At 48.3% G+C, this 12,292-nt stretch carries 9 protein-coding genes; 3 read left to right on the forward strand and 6 right to left on the reverse strand.

The window, feature by feature from the left end:
• Positions 1–35 precede the first annotated feature (35 nt).
• Positions 36–338 carry a helix-turn-helix domain-containing protein gene (locus HQ48_RS03790; RefSeq protein WP_036847878.1) on the reverse strand — a complete coding sequence of 101 codons (303 nt, stop codon included), beginning with the start codon at positions 336–338 and terminating at the stop codon, positions 36–38.
• A 36-nt stretch (positions 339–374) separates the two neighbouring features.
• Entirely contained in the window at positions 375–653 is a 279-nt protein-coding gene (locus HQ48_RS03795) for a helix-turn-helix domain-containing protein (protein WP_036847881.1), read from the reverse strand.
• Between the two features lie 221 nt (positions 654–874).
• Between HQ48_RS03795 and HQ48_RS03800 the strand changes: the two genes are divergently transcribed.
• Both HQ48_RS03800 and HQ48_RS03805 read left to right on the forward strand, forming a co-directional pair.
• Positions 875–1,228, forward strand: coding sequence for a helix-turn-helix domain-containing protein (locus HQ48_RS03800; protein ID WP_004584306.1), 354 nt, complete (start codon positions 875–877; stop codon positions 1,226–1,228).
• The gene (locus HQ48_RS03805) at positions 1,212–1,529 is read left to right on the forward strand and encodes a helix-turn-helix domain-containing protein (protein ID WP_013815805.1); all 318 of its coding nucleotides are present in this window, start codon (positions 1,212–1,214) and stop codon (positions 1,527–1,529) included. Before HQ48_RS03800 ends, HQ48_RS03805 begins: the two co-directional genes overlap by 17 nt.
• Positions 1,530–1,633: 104 nt before the next feature.
• On the opposite strand, the gene HQ48_RS03810 is transcribed toward HQ48_RS03805, so the two are convergent.
• The 4 genes from HQ48_RS03810 to HQ48_RS03825 all read right to left on the reverse strand — a co-directional run bounded on the left by HQ48_RS03810 (position 1,634) and on the right by HQ48_RS03825 (position 11,240).
• On the reverse strand, positions 1,634–7,126 hold the full coding sequence (locus HQ48_RS03810; protein WP_044231742.1) for a helicase-related protein: 5,493 nt from the start codon (positions 7,124–7,126) through the stop codon (positions 1,634–1,636).
• The gene (locus HQ48_RS03815; protein WP_036889352.1) at positions 7,113–7,544 is read right to left on the reverse strand and encodes a DUF1896 family protein; all 432 of its coding nucleotides are present in this window, start codon (positions 7,542–7,544) and stop codon (positions 7,113–7,115) included. The genes HQ48_RS03810 and HQ48_RS03815 overlap by 14 nt, the downstream gene beginning before the upstream one ends.
• A gap of 137 nt (positions 7,545–7,681) precedes the next feature.
• A complete protein-coding gene (locus HQ48_RS03820) occupies positions 7,682–9,811 on the reverse strand; it encodes a type IA DNA topoisomerase (protein WP_044231743.1) in 2,130 nt (709 codons plus the stop codon).
• A 34-nt stretch (positions 9,812–9,845) separates the two neighbouring features.
• Entirely contained in the window at positions 9,846–11,240 is a 1,395-nt protein-coding gene (locus HQ48_RS03825; protein WP_044231745.1) for a DUF3945 domain-containing protein, read from the reverse strand.
• A gap of 249 nt (positions 11,241–11,489) precedes the next feature.
• Between HQ48_RS03825 and HQ48_RS03830 the strand changes: the two genes are divergently transcribed.
• A complete protein-coding gene (locus HQ48_RS03830) occupies positions 11,490–12,179 on the forward strand; it encodes a TetR/AcrR family transcriptional regulator (RefSeq protein WP_044190222.1) in 690 nt (229 codons plus the stop codon).
• The last annotated feature ends 113 nt before the right edge of the window (positions 12,180–12,292 follow it).

A 12,292-nucleotide genomic window follows, 5' to 3' on the forward strand; every position in this document is an offset into this window, starting at 1 on the left:
AGTAAGAAAAATGCTTCTTGCTGCCTGTTTTTCTGTCAAGGCTTCTCAAACCGAGGGCGATAATTCTCTTGCAACAGCTTTTCCACATCCTCTTCTCGGTAGAGTACCTTTCCGCCTAACTTGATAAAGGAAATCCTTCCCATGTTGCGATAGTCTTGCAACGTGCGTCGATTGATATGCAATAGACGGGACAACTCATCATCCGTCAGGTAGCGATGCCCATCAAGCAAGGGTCTATTCTTTTTCCGCAGAGCATCTATGCCTTTTATCATGCGGTCGCCGGCGTTGAAAAAGTATGCAATCTCTTTGTCGTTCTTTGTCTTTACGTTATTGTTCATATTTACGTTGGATTTAGTGGTGATGTTATTTATTGGTTATAAAGCAGAGGATCGTTCGAGCAGTTTTCCGACATCCTCTGGTTTATAGAACATCTTATACCCTATTTGCGTATAGGGCAACATTCGGGTGCTACGATAGGTTTGCAGGGTACGCAAACTGATGTTCAGGATTTGGCAGACATCCTGATTGTCCAGCCACCTGCCCATACGCTTCTCGTCACACTCCCGACACAGGGCATCGACTTTGGCTGTCAGAATGCGGAAATGCTCCATCATGGCTTCATACGTTTTCCTCTCTATTGCTATTACTTCCATAATTCTTGTCCGTTTTAATTTTCACTTCCACACAAATGTAGTTACGAAAAGAGACTCCTACCCCTGATTATCCATTATAGCGTACTTCTGGCTTCGATATGGATGCCTTTGTCGAAGAATATTTGAAACTGAGGCGAAAAATCTTTATTCAGTACATATTTACCATACAATTCATCCTATTGTCCCTCCCGAACTTTGTGCCATAATCAAGTAAAATAGTTATGGATGTCATTACACTAGAAAGCAGAGCCTTTCAGGAACTGATAGGTAAGATAGAAAAGATTCTTCGGTATGTGGAGCAGGAGAAAAAGGCAAAGACGGAGTATGAAAACCGCCTTATCTCCAACGATGAGTTAGCCGAGATACTCGGTATCAGTAAACGTACCCTCCAGCGTATGCGCAGTGCAGACCGAATTGGCTACAAGATAATCTATGGGCGTTGCTACTACGACCTACATGACATCGAGGAGGCGATACGCAACAGAAGTCTCTACTGTAATCCGAAGAACATGGAAGAACTACGGCATAACTTCAAACTTAAAAGTAGGAAGATAAAGGATGGAACTATTGGATAGAGAGACCTTTCTTGACTGGATGGAACGCATCATGAAGCGTTTCGATGAGTTGAAACAGACGACTCCCGACATTCCCCAACGTCCGATGATAGATGGAGAGCCGTTGTTGGATAACCAAGAGGTATGTATGATGCTTCAAATCAGCAAGCGTACTCTGCAACGTTACCGTGCTTCCGGGACACTTCCTTTCCACATTATCTACCATAAAACTTGGTACTTGGAATCGGAAATTCTCTCTTTCATGAAAGCCCACTTTACCGAAAACCTAAAACGAAAAAGAACAAAGAAAAAACCTATGTGACTTTAGAGTGAGTAAATTGATTGTGCACAGTCGTTAAGCCCCCGTTTTGTCGTGATGACAAGGCGGGGGCTACTGTTTGAGGTATTAATTAGAGAGAAATCATTTTATAGTTTAGGTCTGACAATAAACACTTTTCTTGCCAGAGACGGCGGTAGTCCGTCCATTGCGGACTGTGTAGCAGAGATACTCTGCCCGTTGCTTTCTAATGGTCTGTCGGATTGAGCCACAGAAGTATCGACAGAGGGAGCAATGACGGACGGCTCAATCGAACATGAGCGTTCCATTTCCTTCGTCTCTCCTGCTTCATCTTGCATCATCTCCGTTCCCTCCTGTTGGCTTTCTCCCTCTTCAATCGGCTTTAGGGAAAGCTGTATTTTTCGGTCAAGTGCGGCAAGTTCCGTTTTGAGGTCTTTGAGCTGCTCTTCCTTCTTCCATGAACCGTTTACCACCTCCAGCAAAACAGGAATATCCTTGGCAATCTTCTCCGTGTCTGCCTGATATTTCTCAATCAAGCCGGGTATCTTCTCCAAGGCATTCAGGAAATTCATACAGGCTAGTTGTGGGTCTGTCGCAATCTTGCCGTTGTTGTAACTGTACTTCATTCCGCTTTCTCCCATCACGAAGAATTTGTTCTGTGAAAGGTCAAACAGATCTTTGGAAGAGGATTCTGTCTTGACCACGAGATTAAATCCGTAGAGGCTTCCAATACTAAAGTATTCCCCCTGAGTACGTGCTTTTTCATTGATTTCTGTCAGTTTAGCTGCAATGCATTTCGGGTCTTTACCCTCTACTCCTTTGAGTGTTATCGGGTTGAGTATGTTGCCCTCTTTATCTTTTTGCACTCGGCTTTGGTATAAATCCCAATCGCTTCTGAAACGACCAATCAGTTCCCTATTGCTATCCACTGCTCGCATAACCTCCTCCAAACGACTTCGGGAGGATGATTTACTGCGGATGAAGGCCTGTCGCTCACTCTCCAAACCGGCTATTTTCTTTTCCAATTTCGCCTTTTCCAACAAGTCGGTATTTCCTGAAAGAATGGCTACATACTCGGAAAAATTCATTCCCGACTTCTCGTCCATACTGCCCTCATCGATGGTACGACTACCCATACGATTGTTTTTCAGCTGTTCGATGAAAAGCTGCTTATTGTGCAACAGGTTGAATTTATAGCTGTCAAGCGACTTTTCCACCGCATAGATGATAACATCCACCTTATTGTCTGCATAGAGTTTGGCTACCTCGTTTCCCTTACGCACGGCTCGTCCATCCCTCTGCTCTAAGTCAGAAGGACGCCATGGTGTATCCAAATGATGGATAGCGACAGCACGCTTTTGGGCGTTTACACCCGTTCCGAGCATTGAAGTAGAGCCGAACAATACTCGGATTGAACCTTCATTCATGCCTGCGATGAGCGTCTTTCTTGCCTTGTCAGTCTTGGCTTCCTGAATGAAGCGTATCTCCTGAGCGGGTATGCCGTGATCTTCCACCAACTTGCGCTTGATTTCGGAATAGGGATTCCATTCGCCCGGCTTGTAGGTACCTAGATCACTGAATACAAATTGCGTTCCTTTCTGCTCCTCAAACTTGTGGTAATACTCCGCAATCTTGGCAGCACAGTGGGAGGCTTTGTTGTCCACATGATCTCCGTACTTGTTAGGATCAATAAGTCTCAAATCTAAGCTCATCTTTCGAGCCATATCCGTTGCGATAAGCATCTTGGCTTTCTCCTCTCTATCGGAGAGTTTCTCTCGTCCCAATAATTCCGCATTACCTGTCTTGGCAAACTCCACCAACTTGGCTATGAATTCCTCCTGTTCGGGTGTAGGCGGTATGTTGTGCATAATCTCATTCTTTTCGGGGCGGTCTATGCCGATCTCCTTTGCCGTTCGATAATCGGTGATTTGAGCGTAGAACGCCGCCAACTCAGGCACTTTGATAAAATAGCGGAAACGCTCCTTCTGCACGATTTCATTGGTAACAGAGAACTCATAGTCCACAGACTTCTTGGCGAAGATGGCAGCCCATGCGTCAAAGGTCTTGATATTCTGTGCTTCGAGGGCTTGGGGACGCAGGTATTTGAAAAGCAGGTACAACTCCGTAAGTGAGTTCGATATGGTCGTACCCGAAAGGAAGGTGGCTCCCAAGTCTTTCCCCGTCCGTTCTTGTATCGTTCGTATGGCAAAGAGCATATTCAAGGCACGCTGACTTCCCTCACTGTTCCCAAGCCCTGCCACTCTGTCGTGGCGAGTATTGAACATCAGGTTCTTGAAAGTATGCGACTCGTCTACAAAAAGATGGTCTATACCCATGGTCTTGAAATCTACCACGTCGTCCTTTCGGTTCTCTATCTTGAACTTGATTTCATCCAACTTCGCCTGCAAATTCATCTGTCGCTTGACAAGCCCCTTTTCCATGGCACGAGAGATACTGCGCCCCTGCTGACGCAGGACATCCAAGTTCTCCTCTACACTGTCCAACTCATCCTGAAGGATTTTCTGCTGTATCTCGTCCGATTGCGGTATCATACCGAATTGGTCGTGTGTGAGGACAATGCAATCCCAGTTGTTATTCTTGATATCGTGGAAAATCCTTTGCCGTTTGTCAGGGGTGAAGTCGTTTTTGCCCGGATAGAGCAGCTTGGCATTCGGGTAAGCCGTTTGGAAGGTCTGTGCTATCTCCTGCACGTTGGCTTTGAGGGCGAGTATCATCGGCTTGTTCGCCAAGCCGAGCCGTTTCATCTCATAGGCTGCAGCACACATGATAAGCGTTTTCCCTGCCCCTACTTGATGGTCACAGATACCCCCTCCGTTAAGCTTCAACATCCACACGGCATCCTTCTGACTGTCGTACAGGCTTTCGATACCCAAGCCTTTCAGGTTGAGGTCGGGGAATGTCTGATGGGATCCATTGTACTGAGGACGAACAAAACAATTGAAAGTATCATTATATAGTTTTTCCAATCGCTTCTTGAACTCATCGCTCTGCTCGTTCAACCAATCAGTAAAGCCGTTTCGTATCTCATCGATTTTAGCGTTTGCCATCTGTATGGCTTCGGTATCTCGTACCTTGACCTCTTTGTCTCCGACCATGATTTTCTTGGTGATGTCCGGCGTTGTATTCAGCAGGGCATGCTTCATCAAGGCAATACCATCGTAGCGACGATGCTGTCCCCGCACACAGAATCTGTCCCAGATGTTGGCATTGTGGCCCCGTGCATCCACGGAGTATTCGTCCGCACTTGAATTGTAGCGTATCGTCACCTCGGTATCGAAGAGGTGCGAGGCATAATCAGAGTAAAGGTTTACGGGAATCCATCGCTCCCCGAAGTTGAAATCCAAGTCCACGAAAGGAATAGGTTCGGGGATGGCATCTTTCAGGGCCTGCAAGGAGACTTGCGCCCTTGTGTCCTCCGGATGCTCCAAGAGATATTGTTCGATACGTTCCGATGCGGCAACCACATTGCCCGATATGAACTTTTCGGCGATTTCATACTCTCCCTCCAAGGGATTGTAATAAATTTTGCCGTGCAAGTCGGAGAGCATCTCCTCTTCGGAACTTTCGGGAAGCAAAGAGAGCATATATCCGGTGTCCACCGCTCCGAATTTATTGAGTGAAGCCGAAAGTGCTTCTTGGGCATTGCTCACCTCTGTTACCTCGTGCAGGCTGAAAGAAACGGGTTGATGGAAAATGTCGGCTTTGAGCGTTTCTTTATCCACCTTTCGTTCCAAGAAAAGGATCTCCCTGCCACCGGCATCCATCAGGATCTGCTCGTGGTTCTTGCGATCGTTCAGATACCCGTACTGCCGCACGAAACGGTCGTACAGTTCATTGAGGTTCTGTCGCAGGGATTCATTCGCCACCTCGCGTTCCGCTTCATAATCATAGAGCGTATGGTAAGCATCTCGCAGGTCTATGTAGAGTAACATTTTTTGTCGTTCTTGGGAAGAGAGGTCTATGGGCTGGAACATTTGATTGTCCTCCATATCACGGACAAGCATTCCGACTTGAAAGTCCGAGGCAAGCAAAGAACCCTCTCTGAGGTGTTCATGCCATAAGCCCTCATAGGGACGCTGCTGCATCCCTTTCTCCTTGTTCTGCTGCCACCACAACTCTCCTGTCTCCAACAGTCCCATAGCAGTCTCTTGTTGCTTTATTTCGACAGTGGGAGAAGGGGTGGAAGCCACAGCACGTTTCATCGAGGAGGTTTTTCGTTTGGGTTTCTCCTCTTGAATGATATTGCCAAAAAGGTCGAGTAGTTGTACCTGTGGTGCAACACTGCTTCGGGGTTGCTCTGTCGGCTGTTCCTTTTTCAGTTGCACCACCTCTTGGTGTGATTGCTCTTCTTCCGAAGTGGCAGACGTAAGCGTCACTTCTCGCTGTTTTATTTCGGGAGGAACGGCAATGCTAACTTGGGGTTGCTCCTGTATGAAGATATGCTTTTGGTACAACGCCATATCCAAGCGTTTGGCTAAATCAGCCCGTAGGATTTTACCCATATCGGTGGCGATGCCTTGCGCTCCACCCTCGTGATGGAACAGAATGGCAGGCTTGCCGTAAGGGTCGGTGTCCTGCTTCCACTCGGTATGTACGATCTGTGACATACTTCGCAGATAAGTGTTGAACAGCACCCCGCTAGGGCGTTTCTCACTCTTGATGAAACGCAGTTCCTCTTCGGTCAAACTTGTCTTTCCTCTCTGCTTTTGCAGGACGATAAGGTCACTGCCCACTTCTGTCCCCGCATTTTCCGAGAAGAGATTATTAGGAAGGCGAATCGCCGAAACAAGGCGGGTATGATTCATCAGCCACTCCCGTACAGACTCGTTCGTTGGCGCATTCATAACGCCTTGCGAGGTGATGAATGCCAGCACGCCACCCTCACGGAGCATATCTACCCCCTTGACGAAAAAGTAATTGTGCAGGGACATGCGGGAGACCTTTCGGGCTGGTTCGTCCGTCTTGCTGAAAACAGGGTCGAAGACAGCCATATCTCCGAAAGGAATGTTGCTGCTAACCACGTCGAAATAACCTCCGAACTTGGATTCGATTTCCTCGAACCCTCGGATGCGTATCTTGTTTTCGGGGTACAGGGCGGAGAGCATCTGCCCCGTGAGAATGTCTTTCTCAAAACCGAAAGTCGTATGTCCTTCGGCTGCAATGGCATCAAAAGAGCGGATGAACTCGCCCATTCCCGCCGAAGGGTCAAGGATTCGCTTGGGGACGATACCTGCCTCCTGTAAGGCAACGGCAATCTCCCGCACTATGGGCGCAGGAGTATAGAAAGCGGTCATCACGGAGTTTTTCAGGCTCTGCATATAACTCTTGTATTGCGATTCGGAAGCGGTGTTGTCTCTAATGATGCTGTGCAACTCCATCACCAAGGGGAAAAGCTCCAGCTCCGACTTGTTCCATCGGGCGATGTCCTCCATCGTGTTGGCAGGAGAGAGGATACACTTCAAAGCCCCGAAGCCCGTATAGGCTTCCAATATCGTACGCTCTTCGGGTGTCGCCGTGCGCTGTTCCCGATGCAGGGCAAAGACCGTCTTGATGGCTTCTATGTTTGCCCTTAGATGCTCCTTCTTGTTATAGCTTGCCATCCTCTTCGAGTTTTAGTTGGACAAAACCCGTAATCTCCGTATAGAGGGAGTTGTATTCGGGCATATAGGCGAACTCGTCCGAAATCGGATACTTGGCGAAGATGCTTTCTAAGAGCGGGCACAGGCGGATAGCGGTCTCCCTGACCGCTTCAAGCGGTACTTCAGCAGAGAACTCGTTCCAAAGAACAGAGGAGATGGTATCGTGGCGGGAAAAGTGCAGACCCGCATAGAGCGTCTTATTGGCAATGCCGATACATTCGGCTATGGGAAGACCGGTATCGAAGGCTTCGGCATAGACTTCGGAAGCGGCTGCCGCACGCTCTTTGACGAAGGGAATGTCATCGGCTTTTTCGGGATGGCTTTCCCGAAGAAAAGAGAGCAGGGAGAGCTCGTAGTATGAAAATCGAATGGCTGTCATATCTGTGATTTTAATGGGTGTATAATGCAAAGGCACTCGACGTCCCCGCCGAGTGCCACCACTAAAATCCGCAGTAAAAACAATATGATTGTTTATGACCGCATCATTCAGTGGCAAAATTAGCAATTTACGGGGATTTACCTTCGGGATTTGCCCGTTTTCTTGCGTTCGGGAAAGACAAAGACCGTCTTGAACTCTCCGTCCAAGGAGAGCGAAGCCTCAAAGCTTTTGCCCGCTTTGGAGGTGAAGCCCTTGATGATGCCTGTCTCCCCGTTCACCGCCAACTGCGTCAGTTGCTCGTCCGTGAGGCTCTTGCCTGCCACGCTGCGGAAAAGCGTCAGCCCGCAATCGGCATCCGAGCATTTGACACATCGGGGATAGAAGACCAATAACCCTTTGCCGCATTTGGGGCAATGGATGTCGCTCTGTTTCTTGGGAAAGAGGATTTTGGAGGAGAGTAGTTCATCGGTAATCTGTGTGGCATAGCTTTCGATGCCCTTGCGGAAATCCCGCTCTTTCAATTCTCCCCGTTCGATTCTCGCCAAGTCCGCTTCCCACTGTCCGGTCATCTCGGCATTGCCGATTTTCATCTCCTTGACGATGGAATAGACGGCAAGTCCTTTCTCCGTGGGGACGAGCGACTTCTTTTGGCGCACCATGTATTCACGGGCAAAGAGGGTTTCGATGATGGCGGCACGGGTAGCAGGCGTGCCGATACCACAATCTTTGAGCTGAGCACGCAATTCTTCGTCCTCCAACTCCTTGCCCGCCGTCTCCATAGCAGCCAACAGCGAGCTTTCCGTGTGCAGAGGCTTGGGCTTGGTCGTTCCCTGTGCTAAGGAACAGGCGTAGAGTGGAAGTTGCTTACCTTCCTCCCATTGAGGAATGATGATGCCTTCTCCGTTTTCCCTGCTTTCCCGTTTTTCGGCTTCCTGCTGCTCCTTGTCTTTCTTCCTGCTGTTTTTGAGGACGGCACGCCAACCCTCTTCTTTGATGATTTCACCTTTGAGGATAAACTTCACATCCTCGCAGACGGCAGTAACCGTACTGACATCTTTCACGCAACGGGTGGAAAAAGCTTCGAGCATACGTCCGGCTATCATGTCGTAGATGACCGCTTCCTCTCCGAACATGTCTATCGGCTTCTTGCCCGTGATGAGCAGGGCGTGGTGGTCGGTTACTTTCTTGCCGTCCACCGAATGCGCATTAAATTCGGTTAGTCGGCGGGCATGGAACCCCCAAACGGAATGGTCGTGCAAAAAGGCTATCAAGGCAGGTATTTCGGCAAACACATCTTCAGGGATATGACGGCTGCCCGTGCGTGGATAGGTGATGTACGCCTTCTCGTAGAGTTTCTGCGCCAAAGAAAGGGTTTGTTCCGCCGAATAGCCGAATTGACTGTTCGCTTCTTTCTGTAGGGTGGTCAAATCATACAGAAGCGGTGGCTCCTGCTTGATCTCCTTACGCACAATCGTTTCCACGGTAGCTACAGAAGCATTTCGGAGTTTCTCATACAGAGCAGTGGCTTCCGTCTTATCAAACCAGCGGTCGGCAGAAGAAAAACGGAAACTCTCATCACCTTCCTTTACAGTAAGGCTGAGTTGCCAGAATGGTTGCGGCTCGAACTTCTTGTTCTCCAAGAAACGGGAACAGACCATACAGAGAGTCGGAGTCTGTACCCTGCCCAAGGAGTAAGTGCCTCTTCCTGCCGCAATGGATATGGCTTGGGTGGCATTGATACCCACCAACCAGTCGGCTTCGCTGCGGGCACGGGCGGCATAATAGAGATTGTCATACGCCGCTCCGCTTTGCAGATGGGCAAGTCCCTCTTTGATGGCTTTGTCCGTCAAGGAACTGATCCATAGGCGGTCGAAGGGTTTGGCGATGTCGAGATACTCATAGATGAACCTGAAGATCAACTCACCTTCCCTTCCGGCATCGGTGGCGACGATAATGCCTTCGCACGCTCGGAAGAGTTTTTCGATAACTTTCAATTGGGCGACTGCCGCAGCATCGGCTTTATAACCTTTGCCCTCCTTAATCTGACGGGGAATAAGGGTAAAGACGGGAGGAAGAATCGGCAGGTTCTCTTTGTGGAAACCTTTGATGCCGTAGGCTTCGGGCATGGCTGCCGTTATCAGGTGTCCCAGTGCCCAAGTGACGGCATAGCCGCCTCCTTCAATATAACCCTCTTTCTTGTTGGTTGCCCGAATAACACGGGCAATTTCACGAGCTACGCTCGGTTTTTCTGCTATGATGACTTTCATTTGTTCTTACTTTTTGGATGTTAGTGGTGGCGGATTACATTTTCATTCCCTTGGAACGCTTCTTCTCTTCTTCCTTCTGTTCCTGCTGGGCGGTAGGTTCTGTCTGCCCCTGTTTGAGTGGCTCTTTCACATGCTTGGTAGCCTCGTTGGTCTTGCCTTCGGAATTGACGGCGACTTGCGTGCGGGAAGCATTGTCTGGAGTAACTTCTTTGGCTTGGGATTTGTCGGGATTCCATTTGAGGAAGTCGAACTTGTTCTTCTCGAAGTTCGGACGTACATAGGCATTGAAAGGCTCTCCCTTCTTGTCGATAAGCCCGGTCATATAGACCGTCTGACCTGCTTTGAGCTTCGCTTGCTCTTCGGGAGAGATGTCACGTCCCAACATCTTCTTGGGGACACGCAGTTCTTTCTGCTCCGTTTGTTCCTGTCCTTCGGGAGCTTGTCTTTGGCGTTGTCCTTGCTTGGGAGAGCCGAAACGAAATTCAATAGACCGCTTGTCGGCATTGAATTGAAGGTTGGCATTGAAATGCTTTCCCGTTTTGGAGGTCATGCCCTCCACATAGATGCTTCTGCCTTCCGACAACTCCTTTTTCTGCTCATCGCTCAGCTTCACGCCCTTGATTTCATCGGGGATGCGTACCCGGTCGGCACTCAGGGCGATGATATCGTTCGTCAGGCGGTCGATGCTCACGAAACTGCGGGTTGGCTCATCTTTGCCGGGGAAGGTCAGCTCCACGGTACGACCGAGGTTGCCCGTTTCTCTGAGGGCTTTCTTGTCCTCGTCGGTGAAGGTATGCCCGAAGAACTCACGCTCCAATTGAGGTTCCTTACGGATGGCGTGGACAACGGGGATAAACGTACCGTCTCCGGAGGCTTTCAGAGAAAGACGGGCATCGGTGTAAAGGGAGACTTCTCCGATTTTGATTGCGATGGGAATAAGCGGAGTTTTGCGGTATTGAAGTAGGTCATCAAGATGCTTGCCCTTTTCGAGACTCTCACGGCTTACACCCATCTGCTCGAACTGCTCCCACTTCACCTTGTCGGGGTCAATGCCTTGAAAGAACTGCTTCTGCTCTCCTGTATAGTCCGAAGGATTGACACGGGCAGAGTCCAGCATCTCTTTATTGGAGGGGACTTCCGGAGCTTTGAGCATCTCCGAAAGTACGCGGGCACTGGCAACGGCACTCTCAAAGGGAACCTTGAAGAAAGTCAGCGGTGTGGGGTGCTTGAACTGCCGCATGAAGTTGGAAAGGAAGTTCTCCAGCGCATTGCTGTGCTTGTCGAACTTCAGGAAGCTCTGTTCATGCTCGGCGGTGGGCGGTACGGTTTTCAGTCCACCTTTTTCATCTGCTCCGGCTACGGCTCGGAGGTTCTCGTTCTTCTGATCCTTGACCAAAAGGATTTCTTGGTCCTTGATTTTTTCGTCCATATTACAATGTATTTAATGACACCAACAGCGGTGCATGGGCAAAAGTAAATCAAAGAAACAGTGTATGTTAGAGGGTTGAGATAACTGCGTACTTGTGGCGTCGATATGGATAGAAGTGGCTCCTTACACTGTGTGTGGGCAAAACTATAGCATCACGAAGAACCGACAAAAATCACTATTTTTAGGTATTGTCTATGCAAGGAAATATTAAGAACTTTGCAACTAAATTGAGACAGTGTATATCGATCTATGCAAACGCCAAAGGATTATACACGCAAGTTATTGCTAAAAACAGCTCGGGAAGCCTTTCTCCAAAAAGGATACAAGGCTGTGTCTATGCGTGAAATTTCCAAACTATCGGGTGTTGGTCTGAGCAATATATACAATTACTATCCCTGTAAAGATGATTTGCTGGCTGTTGTCCTACATCCGCTTTTTGAGGCGATGAACGGCATGCTGGACAATCATAACCGGAACGAAAGTCTTTCCCTTGAAATTTTCACCTCTGAGGAGTATCATCGTAAATCCATGCAGGAGGTGATGGGCATTATAACCCGTTATCGCAAAGAGTTTAAGTTGCTGTTTCTCGACACACAAGATTCCCGACTCAAAGACTATTGGGAGCGGTGGATTGGAAAAAGCACTGCAATCGGCATGGAATATCTGGAGAGAATGAAAGAACTCTATCCGGATTTACGCACCCAGATTTCTCCATTCTTTATGCATTTCACTTGTTCTTGGTGGATTAATATGATGAAAGAAGTGGTACTGCATGAAGAACTCTCCCAAGAGGAAATAGAATGTTTTATTGGTGAGTATATCCACTTTAGCACGGGAGGATGGAAAAAGCTCATGAATGTGGAATGTAACAGAGAAAAGAAAATGGTTGGAAGTAAGACTTCCTCCTATTCCAGTAGAATAAAAACAAACAGTATATGAGTGTCACTAATATTATTAACAATGAAGAATTAACTCTTGTACAGGGAGTAGGTGGACTTTTCCTTTGTGAGGAATCTTGGATTACGCAAAATCGGAGAAACACCTATTGTAAA

Origin of the sequence: Porphyromonas sp. COT-290 OH3588 (assembly GCF_000769075.1) — a bacterium.
Taxonomy (GTDB): Bacteria; Bacteroidota; Bacteroidia; order Bacteroidales; family Porphyromonadaceae; genus Porphyromonas.

What these genes read in the sequence shown, in the direction of transcription:
- HQ48_RS03795 (WP_036847881.1), bottom strand. Translation starts at nt 653, where the DNA reads ATGGAAGTAATAGCAATAGAGAGGAAAACGTATGAAGCCATGATGGAG.
- HQ48_RS03805 (WP_013815805.1), top strand. Translation starts at nt 1,212, where the DNA reads ATGGAACTATTGGATAGAGAGACCTTTCTTGACTGGATGGAACGCATC.
- HQ48_RS03815 (WP_036889352.1), bottom strand. Translation starts at nt 7,544, where the DNA reads ATGACAGCCATTCGATTTTCATACTACGAGCTCTCCCTGCTCTCTTTT.
- HQ48_RS03820 (WP_044231743.1), bottom strand. Translation starts at nt 9,811, where the DNA reads ATGAAAGTCATCATAGCAGAAAAACCGAGCGTAGCTCGTGAAATTGCC.
- HQ48_RS03810 (WP_044231742.1), bottom strand. Translation starts at nt 7,126, where the DNA reads ATGGCAAGCTATAACAAGAAGGAGCATCTAAGGGCAAACATAGAAGCC.
- HQ48_RS03830 (WP_044190222.1), top strand. Translation starts at nt 11,490, where the DNA reads ATGCAAACGCCAAAGGATTATACACGCAAGTTATTGCTAAAAACAGCT.
- HQ48_RS03800 (WP_004584306.1), top strand. Translation starts at nt 875, where the DNA reads ATGGATGTCATTACACTAGAAAGCAGAGCCTTTCAGGAACTGATAGGT.
- HQ48_RS03790 (WP_036847878.1), bottom strand. Translation starts at nt 338, where the DNA reads ATGAACAATAACGTAAAGACAAAGAACGACAAAGAGATTGCATACTTT.
- HQ48_RS03825 (WP_044231745.1), bottom strand. Translation starts at nt 11,240, where the DNA reads ATGGACGAAAAAATCAAGGACCAAGAAATCCTTTTGGTCAAGGATCAG.